Below are 18837 nucleotides of genomic sequence, written 5' to 3' on the forward strand. Positions count from 1 at the left end.
CAAGTAACAATATCAACAGGTGACACAAGAGCATCACAGCACCTGCATGCGCCCGGACAGGAAGAACTGCCCCGGGCACGTGCGTCCGCGCGGACTCAGCCGCCAACAGACGAGGAACGAAACATGACTGCCCAGCGTTCGAACGCACCGCTGAACGGCACCAGCAGGAGGGCACGCGGCACCAGCTCGCGTGGCCTGAATGTCGCCGTGACCACCGCCGCTCTGCCTGCGGTGATCCTCTCCTCCGTAGCCCTGGCTCAGCCTGCGTCGGCGGCTCCAGGTCAGCAGGCACCGGCTGCACGGCATCTCGGAGGGACAGCAACACCAGCCACCCAGCGTGCGGTCGTACCAGCGGCACTGGTCGCCACCCAGATCCCTGCGCAGAAGATCGCTGTCGCGACGCAGAACGTGCCGAGCGAATACACCATCAAGCCGGGCGACACGATCGGTGCGATCGCGAAGCGTTTCGGTCTCGTCACCCAGGAAGTCCTCTCGCTCAACTCCCTGGACGCGCGCACCCTCATCTTCCCGGGCCAGAAGATCAAGCTGACGGGATCCGCTTCGCCCACAGCCGGGCCGGCTGCCCCCGCAGCTCCTTCGCCCGCGTCCGGTGCCGGCTCCTACACCGTCAGGTCGGGCGACACGCTCGGAGCCATCGCAGCCCGTCACGGCGTGGACCTGCGGACCCTTCTCCAGTCCAACGGTCTCTCGATGACGTCCATCATCCACCCGGGCCAGAAGATCAGCCTGGGCGGACCCGCTCAGACGCCGGAGAAAGCTGCACCCGCACCCGCTGCACCCCCTGCACCCGAAGCCGGAGCGTCCTACACGGTCAAGCCGGGAGACACCCTCAGCGCTATCGCAGCCCGCAACGGCGTCAGCCTGCAGGCCGTCCTCGCGTCGAACAACCTGTCGATGACGTCGATCATCCGTCCCGGCCAGAAGCTGACGCTCGGCGCCACCGTCAGCACGCAGTCCACGCCACCGGCGACGGCGGCACCCGCCGCTCCCGCTCCCGCTCCCGGCAGCTACAGCGTCAAGGCGGGTGACACCCTCGGGGCCATCGCCTCACGACATGGAGTCAGCCTCGGCGATCTCCTGGCGGCCAACAACATGTCGCGAACGACCGTCATCTACCCGGGCCAGAAGCTCGCACTGCCCGGTGCCGGTTCTGCTCCCGCACCGGCAGCCGTCCCCGCACCGACCGATCTCGTTCCGTCGACCTTCCTCGGATACAGCTACCCGGACAAGGTGGTGGCGGACGCCAACGCGAACAAGGCCCTGCTCAACTCCCTTCCCGCCCCGTCGCAGGCGGAGATGAAGCAGATCGTCGCCGACACCGCGAGGTCCATGGGCGTGGACCCGAGCCTCGCCATGGCCTTCGCCTTCCAGGAGTCGAGCTTCAACCAGCGGGCCGTGTCGCCGGCGAACGCCATCGGCACGATGCAGGTCATCCCCTCGTCCGGGCAGTGGGCGGGCGACCTCGTCGGGCGCAAGCTCAACCTGATGGATCCCTACGACAACGCAACGGCAGGCGTGGCCATCATCCGGTCGCTCATCCGGACCAGCCCGTCGCTCGACGTCGCCATCGCCTCCTACTACCAGGGTCAGTACTCGGTACAGAACCGTGGCATGTTCGAGGACACCAAGCAGTACGTCGCCGCGATCAAGGCGCACCAGAACAACTTCCGGTAGGCCTGCATCGGCGGACGCGGCATCGATGGAGGGGGCGGGACCCGTGGTGGTCCCGCCCCCTCCTGCTGTGCCCGCTTAGTATCGAGAGGTGCACCAGCAACGGAAGGACCCTCTCGAGGGCGCGATCGTCGACGGACGCTATCTCGTCCATTCGCGTCTGGCCCGCGGCGGCATGTCCACTGTCTATCTGGCCACGGATCATAGGCTGGACCGCCGGGTGGCGTTGAAGGTCCTGTACCCCCACCTTGCCGAGGAGCCCGGCTTCATCGACCGCTTCGAGCAGGAGGCGAAGTCCGCGGCGCGCCTGTCCCATCCCCACGTGGTCGGTGTCCTCGACCAGGGCGTGGACGACGTCGGTGGACAGCCAGTCGCCTACCTCGTCATGGAGTTCGTCGCCGGCAGGACCCTGCGCGACGTCCTGCGCGAGCACGGCCGCCTGACCCCACGCCACGCCCTCGTGCTGCTGGACGCCGTGGTGGAGGGTCTGGCCGCAGCACACGAGGCCGGTTTGATCCACCGCGACGTCAAGCCCGAGAACGTCCTGCTGTCCGACAGCGGCCAGGTGAAGATCGCCGATTTCGGCCTCGCCCGCGCGGTCTCTGCCGCTACCGGGACGGCGACGCTGGCCGGGACCGCCGCCTACCTCTCGCCCGAGCTGGTGCTCGGCCGCCCGGCCGAGGCCCAGAGCGACATCTACTCCACCGGCGTCATGCTGTACGAGCTCCTTACGGGACAGCAGCCTTTCACGGGCGAGAATCCCATCCAGGTCGCGTTGCAGCACGCGCAGGCCGACGTTCCGGCACCATCGGTACTCCTACCCGGACTTGCACCCGATATCGACGAACTCGTCCAGTGGTGCACCTCGCGGGATCCGGAGGACCGTCCGGTCGACGGATCGGCACTCCTGGGCGAACTGAGGCACATCCGTACCACCCTGAGCGACGAGGACCTGGACTTTACGGCAGCTGATGCCGGCGTGCTGCCTCAGCACCAGGATCACCCCACAGTCGCCGTCGTACCCCCTTCTCCCCTGGACGACGCACGGACCGAGGTGTTCAAGCGCGCAGCGTCACGGTACGACGACGGCACGACCGCTCCGTCCGGTTGGACGGAGGTGCTGCCCGGGGTTGGGAACGGCGACGACACGACGCGTGTCATCAGCGGCGATCGGCACGCGACGCGGGTGATCGGAGCGATGCCACCGAGGCCGCCGTCGCCCGTGCATCAGGGACTGCCGAACCCGAACGCCACCTCTCGGTTCAGTAGGAACGAGGCCGAGCACGACCACCGGCACGGCACCTGGGACGACGACGCAGCCGACGATGAGCCGGGACTGCGTTCCGACGCCCGCTTCGTCGACGCTCCGGCCGATGGACCATCCGCACGGCACGGGGGCAGCAGTGCTGCTCCACTGTCGAAGAGGCAGCAGGCACGGCAGGCGCAGCGACCGCAGAAAACCCTCCGCAGCCGGGCCGCGCATCGCTCGGTGCGCCTGCTCGTGGTCCTGCTGGTGCTCCTCGCAGCCCTCGTCGCAGGAGCGGGTTGGCTTCTCGGCGCGGGGCCGGCAGGCGTGGTCTCCCTCCCCGACGTCGCCAATGTACCGCTTGCGGAAGCACGTGCCGCCCTGGGCGAGGAAGGGCTGGCGACGCTGTCCACCGAGGAAGTGTTCGACGAGGAGGTGCAGCCAGGACTCGTCGTCGCTACCGATCCGGGTGCCTTCTCGGAGGTGCGACGCTTCGAGCGCGTCGAACTCATCGTCTCGAAGGGCCCAGAGCTGTTCCGGGTTCCGGACCTGCTGGGTCTCACACGATCGGACGCCGGCGCGGAGCTCCAGGATGCCGGGCTCGCCGTCGGCGGCCTGCAGGAGGAGTACAGCGAGTCCGTACCGGCGGGCGACGTCGTCCGCCAGGCCCCGGAGCACGGGGCGGAGCGTCGCCGCCACTCCACCGTGGACCTTGTCGTGTCCCTCGGACCCGCGCCCGTCGCAGTCCCCGACGTCGTCGGGCTCACCGAGCGGGAAGCAGTCACCGCACTCTCGGATGCCGGACTCGAAGCGGTGGTGAGCGATGTCCCGGAGTACAGCCGCACCGTGCCGGCGGGCGCCGTGCTCGGCCAGAACCCTTCGGGCGTCGGTGTTCCGCGCGGAACGCGAGTGACGCTGACACTGTCCCAGGGGCCGCGCATGGTCAAGGTGCCGAACGTCTTCTCGTTGCCGGAGGGTCGCGCGGTCGACGCCCTCGAGGCGGCCGGGTTCGCCGTGCAGGTCGACTACACCTTCGGCAGTGCGGTGCTCGGGCTGGTAGCGGGCCAGAGCCCGTCGGGCGAGCAGCCGGAGGGTACGACCATTCGCATCACGGTCACCTAGGACAGGCTCCGGCGGAACGACTGAAGGCGGCCACCGGGGTGGCCGCCTTCAGTCGTTCTCCCTGGTCGTCGGACCTCAGCTCTTCGAGAGGGCGCCCGCGACGAGGAACGCCATCTCCAGGGACTGCATGTGGTTGAGGCGGGGATCGCACACCGATTCGTACCGCTCGACGAACGCCTCCTGGTCGATGGGATCGGCGCCGCCGAGGCATTCGGCCACGTCGTCGCCCGTCATCTCGACGTGCAGGCCGCCGGGGAACGTTCCCAGCGAGTTGTGCACCTCGAAGAAACCACGTACCTCGTCGATGACGTCGTCGAAGTTGCGGGTCTTGTACCCGTTCGGGGACGTCACGGTGTTTCCGTGCATCGGGTCCGTCACCCAGAGGACCTGGGCCCCCGAGCCGGTGACGCGCTCGACCAGCTTCGGCAGCTTCTCGCGGATGTTCTGCGCGCCCATGCGGGTGATGAACGTGAGCCTGCCCGGTTCGCGGTTCGGATCGAGCTTGTCGATGAGCGCGAGGGCGTCGTCCCCCGACGTCGAGGGTCCGAGCTTGACGCCGATCGGGTTCCGCACGCGGGACAGGAAGTCGACGTGTGCGCCGTCGATGTCGCGGGTCCGCTCACCGATCCAGAGGAAGTGTGCCGACGTGTCGTACGGCAGAGACGTGCGGGAATCGATGCGGGTCAGCGCGCGCTCGTAGTCGAGGAGCAGGGCCTCATGGCTGGCGAAGAACTCGACGCGCTTCAGCGCCTCGAAATCGGCACCGCAGGCATCCATGAAGCGCACCGCACGGTCGATCTCGCGGGCGAGTGACTCGTAGCGGGAGTGCGCCGGGTTGGCCATGAAGCCCTTGTTCCAGTGATGGACGAGCCGCAGGTCCGCGAACCCTCCCTGGGTGAAGGCCCTGATCAGGTTCAGCGTCGATGCCGACGTGTGGTACGCCTTCACCATGCGTGACGCGTCGTGCCCACGGCTCTCCGGGGTGAAGTCATAGCCGTTGACCATGTCGCCCCGGTAGGCGGGGAGTGTGACGCCGTCGCGTGTCTCGTCGTTGGACGAGCGGGGCTTGGCGAACTGGCCCGCCATCCTGCCCATCTTGATCACGGGCAGCGACGCGCCGTAGGTCAGGACGACGGCCATCTGGAGGATCGTGCGCACGCGGGCGCTGATCTTGTCGGCGGTTGCCCCGTCGAAGGTCTCGGCGCAGTCGCCGCCCTGAAGGAGGAAGGCCTTGCCCTGCGCGGCGGCGGCGAGCCGTTCACGCAGTACGTCGACCTCACCGGCGAAGACGAGTGGAGGCAGGCTCGAGAGTTCCTTGACCGACGCCGAATAGACTCCAGGATCCTGCCACGAAGGCTGCTGGACTGCGGTCATCGAACGCCAGGCATCGAGGCCCTGGGTGGTGGACGAGGCAGGTTCCGCTGTACGCGGGAGGACGGGAGCTAGTGAATCAGTCACACCGAAATTCTACCGGCTGCGCGTCGGGCTCCCGATTCGGCCCGTCATCGCCGCTTCACAGTCCGACGGCGGTCACGCTAACCGGCGGGCGGGCCGGCGTTCTGACCGTCATCCGTCCCGACGGGTCCCTCTGCAGGAGCCGTGCGACCGATCTCCGTGACGGTGCCGGGGGCCGGGCCGGCGGCCTCGTTCGACATCCTCACCGCGGCCCGGCGGGTGTCCGCTCCGGGCTTCGGCGTCTTGCGCCCGGCAGCTTTCTCGGCGGCGAGGCGTTCCTTGACCGTACTGGCGTAGGCGTCGACGTACTCCTGGCCCGACAGCCGCATGAGCTCGTACATGATCTCGTCCGTGACGGACCGCTGGACGAAGCGGTCGTCTTCCAGCCCCTCATAGCGGGAGAAGTCGAGCGGTTCGCCGATGATGATCCCGACACGCCGGATGTTCGGGATGCGCCGGCCGATGGGCTGCACCTTGTCGGTGCCGATCATCGCCACCGGGATGACAGGAACGCCCGTGGCCAGGACCAGTTTGGCGACGCCGGTCTTGCCGCGGTAGAGGCGGCCGTCGGGGCTGCGGGTTCCCTCGGGGTAGATGCCGAGGATGCCGCCTTCGTTGAGGATGTCCATGCCGGCGGACAGTGACGACGACGACGCCGCGCCACCCGAACGGTCCATGGGCAACTGGTTCGACAGCCTGAAGAAGAGCGCCGTCAGACGACCCTTGAGGCCCTTGCCCGTGAAGTACTCGGACTTGGCGAGGAAGACGACCGGCCGCGGGACGACGATCGGGAGGAAGATCGAATCGGAGAACGACAGGTGGTTGCTGACGATTACCGCGGGGCCTGACGACGGGATGTTGTCGAGCCCCTTGACCCATGGCCGGAACAGGAGGTTGAGGATCGGACCGACGATGATCCGCTTCATCACCCAATAGAACACGCTGCCAGCCTCCCTGCATGGACGGCGCGGCATATGGCATGCCGCCCGCTTTTTCATGTGGAAGCCTACTCTAAGGACGCGGTGCCGTCGGCTGGTTCCGGCGTCGGGAAGACCCGCGGCGGGCAGGGCGACTCCCTGCCGTATCCTCCCGAGGTGCGATGCCGTGGTACCGGGCCTGTCGAGCGCTGTCGACACGCGGACGGACGGTTGACGTAGCGGCGCGCTGTGCCCACGATTAGACGAGCACGCCCTCTGATTTCCACGACGCCGGGCCGGATACCGTCCGACCCCAGCCGCAGCACGCGACAGCAGGTAGCAAAGTATGGGCCCCCGAGGTCAGGAACCGAACGAATCCACTGATGACGCCGTCTGGCAGGATCTCGTGGCACGCCTGGAAGGAACGCCCACGGACTCCGGTTCGCCGGACGTCCCCCCTGCCCAGGGCGCCTCGCCCGTGACGGCCCAGGGTCCGCACCAGGATGAAGCAGCCCATCGCAGGCCGGACGCGGCAGAGCCCCTCGGTGAGACGGGCGCGGGCGGTGCCGGCCTCACGGACAGGGAGAGGGCGGATGCCATCTTCCGCAATCAGCCGTTCCGGTCGACGGGACCCCGCGACTACAGCCCACCCGACGGACCTGAAGACGACGAGGGATTCGTGCCGGAGGAGCCGCCGCCCCTCGGTACGGGCGATCCGCTGACGGTCCTCGCCTGGATCGGCGCCGCGGGCGGGCCAATCCTGCTGCTCCTCTTCGCCATGTTCTGGCGTGACGCGCCGCTGGCCGCCACGCTCGGGGTCCTCGCACTGTTCCTGGCCGGCGCCGGCTACCTCGTCACGAAGCTGCCGAAGCATCGCGACATAGGGGACGACGGCGCCGAGGTCTAGCGACCAGCCTGGCGCGACCAGCCCGGCGATCCCAGCGCGACCCTTCAGCTCGATCGTCCAGCGCCGGGCCCGGGCCACCCTCCACCGTCGTCAGGAGCGCCGGTCACGTACCGCTGCGGGAGAGCAGGCGCGACATATCGGCTGCTCCGATGAGCCCCGCTTCCGGCCCCAGCGCCGCGCGCTCTATCCGCGCCGCGGGTCGGAAGCCTCGGCCCGTCAGGTTCCTCCCGAACGCCCGCCTCGCCGGATCGAGCAGGAGTTCACCGGCTGCGCTGAGCCCACCGCCGATGACGAAGGTTCCCGGGTCGAGGGCGGCCGCGAGGTTGGCGAGCCCCAGCCCCAGCCACTGGCCGACGTCGTCGACCAGTTCACGGGAGGCCGGATCGCCCTCCATCGCCAGCCGGGTGACGAGCGCGCCCGTGATGGGCGATCCGTCGCCCGGAGCTGCGGCGATGATGGCCTGCGCCACCGGGCTGTTCGCCGCGGCCAGCTCCCGCGCCTCGCGCCCGAGCGCGTTGCCGGAGGCGTACTGTTCCCAGCAGCCGCGGTTCCCGCACTCGCAGCGGTGCCCCTGCGGAACGATGATCTGGTGCCCGAACTCCCCCGCCACGCCGTACCGGCCCCGCTCGACGCGCCCACCCATGATCATGGCGCCGCCGATCCCCGTACCGAGGGTGACGCAGACCAGGCGGGACTCGCCCCTCCCCGCACCGAATCGCCATTCCGCCCACGCAGCGGCGTCCGCGTCGTTCACCACCGTAACGCGGCGTCGCAGCAGCTTCTCGAGGTTATGGCGCAGCGGCTCGTTGCGCCATGCCAGGTGGGGACTGAACAGGACAGTGCTGTTCGACAGGTCCATCCACCCGGCCGCGCCGATCCCGACCGAGCGGATCCGATACTCGCGTGACAGCTCGCGAACGAGTTCCGCGATGACCTCCTCGACCGCGCGCGCATCCTGGCCCGGCGTCGCCCGGCGTGCCTCGGCGAGGATCCGGCCCCGCACGTCGACCACCCCGGCGGCGACCTTCGTCCCGCCGATATCGATGCCAACCGACAGGCCGCGACGTGCCGGGTTGGGGAAGGTGCTGCGGGCGGCCCGCGCGCTCAACTGGCCGTTCCCCCGCCACGCGGGACCGACGTCGGTCCGGGGTCGGCGGGCGCGTGGGCCGGCGGCCTCCGGCATGATCGGCATGCAGTCCTTTCGTCGTCCCCAAGGGAAGCGTGTGCACGCCACCGTTACCGATTCGTACATTACTGGACAGTGATTCGAGCAGGCGAAGCTATAGGCTGAAAGCCACCCACGGTCGAGTGATACCAAAGGAGCTATCGTGCGCGACATCAGCGTTCCCGTCCTCGTGGACGTTCCCCGCCAGACCAATACGACCGACCTCGTCGTCCGGCAGGCGGCCAAGCCGTCGAATCCCGCGTTGTTCGCCGTCAAAGGTGCGTCCGGCGAATGGGAGAACATTTCGGCCACCGAGTTCCGCCGTCAGGTCGAGGACGTCGCCAAGGGCCTGATCGCTTCGGGCGTGCAACCGGGCGACCGCGTGGCGATCATGGCCCGCACCCGCTATGAATGGTCCCTGGCGGATTTCGCGATCTGGTTCGCCGGCGCCGTCTCCGTGCCCGTCTATGAGACGTCCTCCCCGGCGCAGGTCGCGTGGATCCTCAGTGACTCCGGTGCCGTCGGAGCCTTCGTCGAATCCGCGCGTCACGAGAACGTGGTCCGCGAAGCCGTCGCGCTCGAGGACATCGAGTCCCTCCAGCACGTCTGGCAGTTCGACGGCGACGGACTGGACACGCTGAGGACCGCCGGTGTCGGGACAGACGAGCAGACCCTGTCCGACCGGCGCGCGTATGCCGGCCTCGACGACATCGCGACCATCATCTACACCTCCGGTACCACCGGCAAGCCCAAGGGCTGCGAACTGACCCACGGCAACTTCGTGGAGCTGTCGGAGAACGGTGCTGCCGCACTGCCGGAGGTCGCCCACGAGGGCGCCCAGACCATCATGTTCCTCCCCCTGGCCCACGTCTTCGCGCGCTTCATCTCCGTGCTCTGCGTTGCTGCGGGCGCCACCGTCGCCCATACGCCCGACGTCAAGAACCTGCTGCCGGACCTGCAGAGCTACAAACCGACGTTCATCCTCGCGGTCCCGCGCGTCTTCGAGAAGGTCTACAACAACTCGATGCTGAAAGCCGAGGACGGCGGGAAGGGCAAGATCTTCCATGCGGGTGCCGACGTCGCCATCGCCTGGTCGAAGGCAGAGCAGGCCGGAAAGATCCCACTGGGTCTGAAGGTCAAACACGCACTCTTCGACCGGCTGCTCTACGGCAAGATCCGGACCGCGATGGGAGGCCGTGTCCAGCACGCAGTCTCCGGTGGCGCGCCCCTCGGAGACCGGCTCGGACACTTCTTCCACGGCATCGGGCTCATGGTGCTGGAGGGCTATGGCCTAACCGAGACGACCGCACCGATCACCGTGAACACCCCGAAGCGCATCAAGATCGGAACGGTTGGAGCGCCCCTTCCGGGCAACGCCGTCAGGATCGCGGACGACGGCGAGATCCTGGCGAAGGGTGTCTGCGTCATGAAGGGCTATTTCAACCGCCCCGACCTGACCGAGGAGGCCTTCGTGGACGGCTGGTTCCGGACGGGTGACATCGGCGAACTCGATGAGGACGGCTTCCTGAGCATCACGGGCCGCAAGAAGGAGATCATCGTGACGGCCAGCGGGAAGAACGTCATCCCGGCGTTGCTGGAGGACGCGATCCGCGCCAACGCCCTCGTCTCGCAGTGCGTGGTGGTCGGTGACCAGCGTCCCTTCATATCGGCACTCGTCACCCTCGACGAGGAGGCGCTGCCGGGCTGGCTCGAGCGGCACCACCTACCGGCCGCCACCACGACGGCGGAAGCCGCGGAGCACCCGGCGGTCCTCGCCGAGATCCAGGAGCTCGTCGATACCGCCAACACGACCGTGTCGCGTGCGGAGGCGATCAAGGTGTTCCGCATCGTACCGACCGACTTCACCGAGGCCACCGGTCACCTCACGCCGTCGATGAAGATCAAGCGGGCGCAGGTCCTGAAGGACTACTCGGACGTCGTGGAGTCGATCTACTCGACGGCCAAGGTCTAGGTCCGGACGCGGTCTCCCCGGCTCCGGAACCGGCCGGGGAGGACGTCAGCCGGTCTTGAGGTTCAGCAGCGCGTTCTCGACCACCTCGGTCAGGGCCGGGTGGATCCAGTACTGACCCCGCGCCATCGTATGGGCATCGAGCCCGAAGGACATCGCCTGGATGACGGGCTGGATGATCATCGATGCCTCATGACCGATGATGTGCGCGCCGAGGATCCGTCCGCTCGCCTGCTCCGCGATGAGCTTCACAAATCCCTGGGTGTCCTCCATGGCCCAGCCGTACGCCGTCGAGCCGTAGTGCTGCACCGCCGTGACGATCGCGGTGTCGGTAGCCTCCGCGTGTCCGAGTGCCTGCTCCTCGGTCATGCCGACGGAGGCGACCTGCGGGTGTGAGAAGACCGCGGACGGCACGAAGCGATGGTCACTCGCCCGCAAGTCCTGCGGATGCAGCAGATTGTGGGCGACGACCTTTGCCTCGTGATTCGCCACGTGCTTGAGCTGGTACCCGCTACTCGCGTCGCCGAGCGACCACAGTCCGTCCACGGGCTTCCCGCTGCGGAGGACCCGCTGGTACTCGTCGACGACGAGGCGCCCGTCGTCGTGCAGGTCGAGTCCGGCGTCCGCCGCTCCCAGCCTGTCGGTGTTCGGAACCCGACCGACGGCGACCAGGACCATGTCGACCTCGAGAGGGGTCGGACCCGCCGGTCCGTTCAGGCTGGCGGTCACGCTTCCGTCGTCGTTCGCGGCGATCCCGGTGACGTCGGTGTCCAGTCGAAGATCCCATTGCTCCGCCGCCTGCTCCGAGAAGGCTTCGGACACCGTGTGGTCGAGGTGGCGCAGCATGGCGCCGGAGCGGACCGCGATGGTCACGCTGGTACCGAAGGCGGCGAAGACATGGGCGAACTCCGCCGCGATGTAACCTCCTCCGACGATCAGCAGTCTCCTCGGACGCTGATCGACGCGCATGATGGTGTCCGAGGTGTGGACCTGGGGCAGGGATATCCCGGGAATGTCCGGCAGGACGGCTCGGGACCCGGTCGCGATCACCAGCTGGTCGGCCGTGATCAGATCGCCGACCGGTGTCTGGAAGGACCTCTCCCCCGTCAGCCGGACGTAGTCCTCGATCAAGGTGACGTTCTCGAGCTCGTCGGCACGGTACGCGCGTCCACCGCTCGATATCGCGTCGATGCGCGTGAAGATGCGGTCACGGATATCCCGCCACCGCACACCGTCGAGGGAGAGATCGACGCCGAGCCGCGACGAGTCTGCCGGTGCCGATGCCAGGAGCGCCGGGTAGACGTACATCTTCGTCGGGATGCAGCCGACGTTCAGGCACGTCCCACCGAAGGTTCCGCCATCGACGAGCACGACCTTCCGGTCATCCCACTCGGGTGTAATGAGCGTGTTGCCGGAGCCGGAGCCGATGATGGCGAGGTCGTAGTGGGTCACAGGACGCAGTCTAGCCGCGGTCAGGACGCGAGCTGGTCCACCAGAAGCGCCGCCAGTTCGGTCACCGCCCGCCTGGTTGTGGGGCGTAGTTTGGCCAGATCGATGCGCGAGCCCTCCGCCAGATGACGGTCGTAGGGGATCCGGACGACGGTGGAGACACGCGAGCGGAAGTGCTGCTCGATCTGGGCGATGTCGACCTGTGTCCCGTTGCCCGAGGACAGGTTGATCACGACGATCGCCTTCGCCAGCAGGTCCTGCCGACCATGCGCCTCGAGCCAGCTGAGCGTCTCGGAGGCAAGCCTCGCCTCGTCGACGCTTCCACCCGAGACCAGCACCACGGAGTCCGCCTTCTCCAGCGTGCCCTTCATGACGGAGTGCACCATGCCGGTCCCGGAGTCGGTCAGGACGATGGAGTAGTAGCGGCTCAGGACGTCCGTCACGGCGCGGTAGTCGGAATCGTCGAAAGCCTGTGCCACGGCCGGGTCGGTGTCCGATGCGAGCACATGGAGCCGGGAGCCGTCGCGGGTGACGTAGCCCGCCAGCTGGGCGAACGATTCGATCGTGTAGCGATTCTGCACGAGCTGGCGGGCTGTGTAGTCGGCACGGCCCGGCGAGCGGTCCGACAGCGTGCCGCGGTCGGGGTTCGCATCCATCGCGATGATGCGGTCCTCGCGAAGATCGGCGAGTGCCATACCAAGGAGCGTCGTCACGGTCGTCTTGCCGACACCACCCTTGCGGGACAGGACGGGAACATAGCGCGTCCGGCCGCCGAGCCTGACGGAGATGCGGTGCTCGAGCGCACGCTGCACGCGCACGGCGTCGGAATCCCCGACATTGACGCGGCCGAACGTGATGGCGTGGAGCCACCTCCGCCAGCCGGCAACCGGAGGCTTGTCGGCTGCGACGAGCAGCCGATCGGCCGTGAGCGCCGACGCGGGCTCCGGTCCGACCTCTTTCTCCCGCCGGGCGCTGCGTTCCGTCACCGGCTTTCCCTGCGCAACCGCTCCGTCCGTCAGGACCACGGCGTCGGTCGAGGAAACGGTGCCTCCCGGCACAGCTGCCTGCTGCGAGGCGGCGACCCGGCGGTCGTCACCTGCAGCGGTCGCAGCGGTCGCAGCGGTCGAAGCGGACGGAGCGGTCGAAGCGGACGGAGCGGTCGGTGCGGACGGCGGGAAGGCCGGAACGGTGAGGGCCGGTCCCTGCAGGATGGCTGGGGGGACGGTCGTGACCGGCACAGCGAAGGCGTCCAGGTGGAAAGCGACATTGTCAGCAGAACCGGCTGCGTCCTTCGGTGACGACTCATGGGTGGGCTCACTGCTGTCCCTGCTGTCCCTGCTGTCCCTGAAGGCAGGATCGGCTGCACCTGCCGCGCCGTCATCGACGGTTCCGTTCCCACCCGTGGCTTCGCGTGGTTCCCCATCCCTCCCCTGGTTCGGGGCGGGCTCGATGAAGGGGACGCCCGGCACGATCGGCACGCCGTGCGTCGGATTCCCCGTCGTGCCGTCGGTGCCGCCGTTCAGGGGCTCATTCGGGTCGCTTGCCATGGTTCCTCACACATCGTCGGCCGGGCCGCTCCGTCGATCGGACCGGAGCGGCCGCACTGATTCCAGCGCCCCACTCTAGCGTGCCGGCCCCTGCCCGCAGGAAGGCCCGGTCCACCTCACGCGGGGGCCACCACCAGGAGGAGATCACCGCCCTGCGCGGGTCCGGCGCCGTCGAGCGCAACGCGTTGTACCGTGCCGCTGATGGGACTGGTGATGTTGGCTTCCATCTTCATCGCTTCGATGGTGGCGACGGTGTCGCCGGCGTTGACGGCCTGCCCCTCGGTGACGGTGATGGTCACCGATCCGGCGAAAGGCGCGGGGACATGGCCCGGATTGCCGGGATCAGCCTTCTCTGCCACCTCGACGTCGCTGGCGATGCTCCGGTCACGGACACTGACGGGCCTCATCTGGCCGTTGAGCGTGCACATCACAGTGCGCATGCCCTTCTCGTCAGGTTCGGACACCGCTTCCAGGGTCGCGATGAGCCGCACGCCCTTCTCCAGCTCGATGACGTGCTCGATCCCGGGCTGCAGGCCGTAGAGGTAGTCAGCCGTACTGAGCAGGGACACGTCACCGTAGGTGTCGCGCGTTGCCGTGAACTCCTTCGTCGGCCCGGCGAACAGCAGGGTATTGAGCGCAGTGCGGCGCTCCGAGGAGGTGCCTGCGAGCTTCGCCTCGTCGTCGTCGGACAGCTCGGCGTCGCGGGGTTTGAGTTCCCGTCCCTGCAGGGCCTTCGTCCGGAAGGGCTCGGGCCAGCCACCCGGAGGGTTGCCCAGATCCCCGTTCAGGAACCCGATGACGGAGTCGGGGATGTCATAGTCCTGGGGATTCTGCTCGAACTCCGCCGGGTCGGCGTTCCTGCCGACCAGGGCCAGAGCGAGGTCGCCGACGACCTTCGACGATGGAGTGACCTTGACGAGCCTGCCCAGGATCCCGTCGGCCGCGGTGTACATGTCCTCGATGGCCTCGAAGCGTTCCCCCAGGCCCAGGGCGATGGCCTGCTGCTTGAGGTTGGACAGCTGCCCGCCCGGGATCTCGTGCCGGTACACGCGGCCGGTGGGGCCGGGAAGCCCTGACTCGAAGGGCGCGTACATGCGCCGCACTGCTTCCCAGTAGGGTTCGAGCGCGCACACGTTTCCGAGATCCAGTCCCGTGTCCCTCGGAGTATGGGCCAGGGCGGCAACCAGGGCTGACGCCGAGGGCTGGCTCGTCGTGCCTGCCAGGGGTGCGCTGGCGACGTCGACGGCATCCACGCCGGCGTCGACCGCTGCCAGCAGCGTGGCCAACTGACCACCGGCGGTGTCGTGGGTGTGCAGATGCACCGGCAGGTCGAACCGTTCGCGCAGGGCGGAGACGAGTTTCGCGGCCGCGGCCGGACGGAGGAGCCCTGCCATGTCCTTGATCGCGAGGATGTGCGCGCCCGCGTCGACGATGCGCTGCGCCAGCTCCAGGTAGTAGTTCAGGGTGTAGAGGTCCTCCGCGGGATCGAGCATGTCCGCCGTGTAGCAGAGCGCTACTTCGGCGACCGCGGTCCCGGTGTCTCGGACCGCCCGGATTGCCGGCTCCATCTGGGACACGTCGTTGAGCGCGTCGAAGATCCGGAAGATGTCGATCCCCGACGAGGCCGCCTCCTGCACGAAAGCGGCGGTGACCGCTTCCGGGTACGGGGTGTAGCCGACGGTGTTCCTTCCTCGCAGCAGCATCTGCAGGCAGATGTTCGGCACCTCGCGGCGCAGCGCGTCGAGGCGCTCCCACGGATCCTCGCCCAGGAAACGGAGCGCGACATCGTACGTCGCTCCACCCCATGCCTCGACCGACAACAGCTCCGGCGTCAGTCGTGACACCGAAGCACCGGCCGCCACGAGATCCGACGTCCGCACACGGGTCGCCAGCAGCGACTGGTGGGCGTCCCGGAAGGTCGTGTCCGTGACCGCGACCGCTGTCTGCTCCCGCAGATGACGCGCGAAGCCCTCCGGCCCGAGCTCCTGCAGACGCTGGCGGCTCCCCGACACCGGCGCGGGGACCTTCGGCCCGGCATCGCGGTCAGCGTGTTCGGTAGGCAGGGCGGGCAGTTTCTGGCGGGGGTCCAGGTGCGCCGGCCGTGCACCGTTGGGCTGGTTCACGGTGACATCGGCGAGCCAGGTCAGCAGCTTGGTGCCCCGGTCCGCCGGAACCCTGGCGGTGAGCAGCTCGGGACGTTCATCGATGAACGACGTCGCCACATTGCCCGCGATGAAATCCGGGTCATCCAGGACAGCCTGCAGGAAGGAGATGTTCGTTGACACACCGCGGACCCGGAACTCCGCCAGGGCGCGCCTGGCCCGGGTCACGGCCGACGGGTAGTCCCGGCCACGGCAGGTGAGCTTGACGAGCATCGAGTCGAAGTGCGGGCTGATCTCCGCCCCCGCGTACACCGTGCCGCCGTCCAGTCGCACTCCGGCACCCCCGGCGGAGCGGTACGCGGAGATCCTCCCGACATCGGGCCGGAAGCCGTTGGCCGGGTCCTCCGTGGTGATCCGCGACTGCAGGGCGGCGCCGCGCAGGGTCACCGTGTCCTGCGACAGACCGAGGTCCTCGAGCGTCTCGCCCGCGGCGATGCGCAGCTGGGACTGCACCAGGTCGACGTCGGTCACCTCCTCGGTGACGGTGTGCTCCACCTGGATGCGCGGGTTCATCTCGATGAAGACATGCTGTCCCGCCCGCTCCCCGACCGTGTCCACCAGGAACTCCACCGTTCCTGCGTTCACGTACCCGAGGGCCGTCGCGAACTTCACCGCATCCCTGTGCAGCGCCTGGCGGATCCCCTCGTCCAGGTTCGGGGCAGGAGCGATCTCGATGACCTTCTGGTGGCGGCGCTGCAGGGAGCAGTCCCGCTCGAACAGGTGCATCACATTCCCCTGCGCGTCCGCGAGGATCTGCACCTCGATATGCCGTGGCCGCAGCACCGCCTGCTCCAGGAACATCGTCGGATCCCCGAACGCCGACTGCGCCTCCCGCATCGCCGACTCCAGGGCCTCCGGCAACGCCTCACGCGTGTCGACCCGCCGCATCCCGCGGCCACCGCCACCCGCCACGGCCTTCGCGAACACCGGGAACCCGATCTCGTCCGCCGCCGCGATCAGCTCGGCCACGTCCGCGCTCGGACGTGACGACGCCAATACCGGTATGCCCGCAGCCCGAGCAGCATCCAATGCCTTGACCTTGTTCCCCGCGAGCTCCAGCACATCCGCGGGCGGGCCCACGAACGTGATTCCGGCGTCCGCCGCGGCCCGGGCCAGGCCCGGGTTCTCCGACAGGAACCCGTACCCCGGATAGATCGCATCACACCCGGCCTCCGTGGCGACACGGATGATCTCGTCGATATCCAGATACGCCCTGACCGGGTGGCCCTCCTCGCCGATCAGGTATGCCTCGTCCGCTTTCTGCCGATGGATCGAGTTGCGGTCCTCGTGCGGAAAGACAGCGACCGTCTTCGCGCCCACCTCATGCCCGGCCCGAAAAGCGCGGATGGCGATCTCGCCACGGTTAGCTACCAGAATCTTCGAGAACATCGCACTCCTGCATCCTTGCCGGTCGGGTTCTTCACGCTGCGTCGATCCTACCCGCCGGCCATTCCGGGGGCGCGCTCATTGTCGGGCCGCTGCCGGATCCGTCGGAGGGCGCACCCGGGTGGAGCTGTTGGACGGGGAACCGCGGCGGAACGGGGCGCCGCACCGGATCGCCCTATGATGGTCGGGGATCAATATGCGACCCGCCTGCCCGGCGGCGGCTACAGATAGGTATGGGTTTATCACGTGCAGGTAGTGAGCATCAGCAGCCTCAAGGGCGGCGTGGGGAAGACATCGGTCACTCTGGGGCTCGCCTCGGCAGCATTGGCGGCCGGAATTCCGACGCTGGTGGTCGACCTGGACCCGCACGCTGACGCAACCACCGGTCTCGGGGTGCGGCCGTCAGGCCAGATCGACGTCGGACGCCTCCTCAAGAACGCACGTCGCGGCGACCTGGGCGGCAACACGGTTCCCAGCGGCTGGGTTGCGACCGCGTCCAAGCAGACCACTGCGTCCTCCACCCTCGACGTCGCCATGGGCTCCGCGTACTCGGGCATCTATGACAGGCCGGACCTCGGGCGTCGGGACCAACGCCGTCTGGCGACGTTGCTCTCCCGCGTCGAGGGCTACAGCCTCGTCCTGGTCGACTGCCCGCCTTCACTCAATGGCCTGACGCGCATCGCATGGACCGCGAGCAACAAGGTCCTCCTCGTAGCCGAACCAGGCCTGTTCTCCGTTGCGGGCACGGAGCGCACCATGCGTGCATTGGAGCTCTTCCGCCAGGAGTTCGCGCCGAATCTGCAGACGGCCGGCATCGTCGCCAACCGTGTGCGCTCCACCTCCAACGAACACTCGTTCCGTCTGAACGAGATGAAGCAGATGTTCGGGGAGTTGCTGCTGAGCCCGACGATTCCGGAGCAGGCCAACTGGCAGCAGATCCAGGGCGCCGCCCACTCCGTGCACCACTGGCCGGGCGAGTCCGCCCAGCAGGCTGCAGGCTACTTCGACGACCTGCTGAAGAGCGTGATGGATTCCGGCAGGATGCGAAGCCGTAGCGCGAGGCGCTAGCCACTCCTAGCTGTGGAGAACCGGTACCTCCGTCACGGGCGCGACGTCTGATCGGCCCGGACGGTTCGGTCAGCTGATCTTCCGCGTCGCGCGCCGCTTGCTGAGTTCGTCGCCGGGGAAATCCTGCTCTGCAGCATGCTCGCTGGGGAGAGCCGCGAGGCTTCCCTCGACCTCGCGCCACACGCGCCCGACAGCGATGCCGAACACGCCCTGCCCGCCTTGCACGAGGTCGATGACTTCGTCCGCCGACGTGCATTCGTAGACGCTGGCGCCGTCGCTCATGAGGGTGATCTGGGCGAGATCCTCGACGCCCCGCTCACGCAGGTGTTCGACCGCCGTGCGGATTTGCTGGAGGGAGACTCCCGTGTCGAGCAGCCGCTTGACGACCTTCAGGACGAGGATGTCCCGGAAGCCGTACAGGCGCTGGGTGCCCGAGCCGGAGGCGCCGCGCACGGCCGGTTCGACGAGACCTGTGCGGGCCCAGTAGTCGAGCTGGCGGTAGGTGATGCCTGCCGCCTTGCAGGCCGTGGGGCCGCGGTATCCGGCGTCTTCGTCGAGGACGGGCAAATCTTCCGTGAAGAGTAGGCCCTGGGCGCTCGGTGGGATACCAGCGCCTGCCGGGCTGGTTGCCTTGCCGGCGTCACCCTTCGGACTCACGTGCTGCCTCCTCGTCGGGTTCCCGGGGAAGTCTGCTGTTCGGGGTGGAACGTCGGGTGCGCACCTAGGGTGCCCCGAGCCCCCCACACACGCAA

Annotated in this window: 12 protein-coding genes; 5 read left to right on the forward strand and 7 right to left on the reverse strand. The window is 68.2% G+C overall.

Annotated elements, in window-relative coordinates:
• Positions 1–123 precede the first annotated feature (123 nt).
• Positions 124–1695 carry a lytic transglycosylase domain-containing protein gene (locus tag CXQ96_RS07925; protein WP_104117488.1) on the forward strand — a complete coding sequence of 524 codons (1572 nt, stop codon included), beginning with the start codon at positions 124–126 and terminating at the stop codon, positions 1693–1695.
• Positions 1696–1783: 88 nt separating this feature from the next.
• The gene (locus CXQ96_RS07930) at positions 1784–4060 is read left to right on the forward strand and encodes a Stk1 family PASTA domain-containing Ser/Thr kinase (RefSeq protein ID WP_104117489.1); all 2277 of its coding nucleotides are present in this window, start codon (positions 1784–1786) and stop codon (positions 4058–4060) included.
• A gap of 75 nt (positions 4061–4135) precedes the next feature.
• Here CXQ96_RS07930 and CXQ96_RS07935 read toward each other — a convergent pair whose 3' ends face one another.
• Together CXQ96_RS07935 and CXQ96_RS07940 are read right to left on the reverse strand one after the other, a co-directional pair.
• Entirely contained in the window at positions 4136–5518 is a 1383-nt protein-coding gene (locus CXQ96_RS07935; protein ID WP_104117490.1) for a class II 3-deoxy-7-phosphoheptulonate synthase, read from the reverse strand.
• Positions 5519–5595: 77 nt separating this feature from the next.
• Positions 5596–6456 (reverse strand): 1-acyl-sn-glycerol-3-phosphate acyltransferase, encoded by an 861-nt coding sequence (locus CXQ96_RS07940; protein ID WP_104117491.1) that lies wholly within the window; start codon positions 6454–6456, stop codon positions 5596–5598.
• Positions 6457–6778: 322 nt separating this feature from the next.
• On the opposite strand from CXQ96_RS07940, the gene CXQ96_RS07945 reads away from it, so the two are divergent.
• Positions 6779–7339, forward strand: a complete 561-nt coding sequence (locus CXQ96_RS07945) for a hypothetical protein (RefSeq protein WP_104117492.1) — start codon at positions 6779–6781, stop codon at positions 7337–7339.
• 103 nt (positions 7340–7442) lie between these two features.
• On the opposite strand, the gene CXQ96_RS07950 is transcribed toward CXQ96_RS07945, so the two are convergent.
• Entirely contained in the window at positions 7443–8531 is a 1089-nt protein-coding gene (locus CXQ96_RS07950) for an ROK family glucokinase (protein WP_258058945.1), read from the reverse strand.
• A gap of 136 nt (positions 8532–8667) precedes the next feature.
• Between CXQ96_RS07950 and CXQ96_RS07955 the strand changes: the two genes are divergently transcribed.
• Positions 8668–10476, forward strand: coding sequence for a long-chain fatty acid--CoA ligase (locus CXQ96_RS07955; protein ID WP_104117493.1), 1809 nt, complete (start codon positions 8668–8670; stop codon positions 10474–10476).
• A 45-nt stretch (positions 10477–10521) separates the two neighbouring features.
• Here CXQ96_RS07955 and CXQ96_RS07960 read toward each other — a convergent pair whose 3' ends face one another.
• The 3 genes from CXQ96_RS07960 to CXQ96_RS07970 form a co-directional block, all read right to left on the reverse strand.
• The gene (locus tag CXQ96_RS07960) at positions 10522–11925 is read right to left on the reverse strand and encodes a mycothione reductase (protein WP_104117494.1); all 1404 of its coding nucleotides are present in this window, start codon (positions 11923–11925) and stop codon (positions 10522–10524) included.
• Positions 11926–11945: 20 nt separating this feature from the next.
• Positions 11946–13469, reverse strand: coding sequence for a MinD/ParA family protein (locus CXQ96_RS07965; RefSeq protein WP_104117495.1), 1524 nt, complete (start codon positions 13467–13469; stop codon positions 11946–11948).
• Between the two features lie 116 nt (positions 13470–13585).
• On the reverse strand, positions 13586–17020 hold the full coding sequence (locus tag CXQ96_RS07970) for a pyruvate carboxylase (protein WP_104117496.1): 3435 nt from the start codon (positions 17018–17020) through the stop codon (positions 13586–13588).
• A 243-nt stretch (positions 17021–17263) separates the two neighbouring features.
• Between CXQ96_RS07970 and CXQ96_RS07975 the strand changes: the two genes are divergently transcribed.
• Complete coding sequence (locus CXQ96_RS07975; protein WP_104117497.1) at positions 17264–18085, forward strand: ParA family protein; 822 nt, start codon at positions 17264–17266, stop codon at positions 18083–18085.
• A gap of 69 nt (positions 18086–18154) precedes the next feature.
• On the opposite strand, the gene CXQ96_RS07980 is transcribed toward CXQ96_RS07975, so the two are convergent.
• Entirely contained in the window at positions 18155–18742 is a 588-nt protein-coding gene (locus tag CXQ96_RS07980; protein ID WP_104117498.1) for a MerR family transcriptional regulator, read from the reverse strand.
• Positions 18743–18837 lie beyond the last annotated feature (95 nt).

It is taken from the genome of Arthrobacter sp. B1805 (assembly GCF_002929745.1).
Taxonomy (GTDB): Bacteria; Actinomycetota; Actinomycetes; order Actinomycetales; family Micrococcaceae; genus Arthrobacter_D.

Coding starts and splice junctions, on each gene's coding strand:
- CXQ96_RS07945 (WP_104117492.1), top strand. CDS start 6,779: ATGGGCCCCCGAGGTCAGGAACCGAACGAATCCACTGATGACGCCGTC.
- CXQ96_RS07970 (WP_104117496.1), bottom strand. CDS start 17,020: ATGTTCTCGAAGATTCTGGTAGCTAACCGTGGCGAGATCGCCATCCGC.
- CXQ96_RS07965 (WP_104117495.1), bottom strand. CDS start 13,469: ATGGCAAGCGACCCGAATGAGCCCCTGAACGGCGGCACCGACGGCACG.
- CXQ96_RS07925 (WP_104117488.1), top strand. CDS start 124: ATGACTGCCCAGCGTTCGAACGCACCGCTGAACGGCACCAGCAGGAGG.
- CXQ96_RS07950 (WP_258058945.1), bottom strand. CDS start 8,531: ATGCCGATCATGCCGGAGGCCGCCGGCCCACGCGCCCGCCGACCCCGG.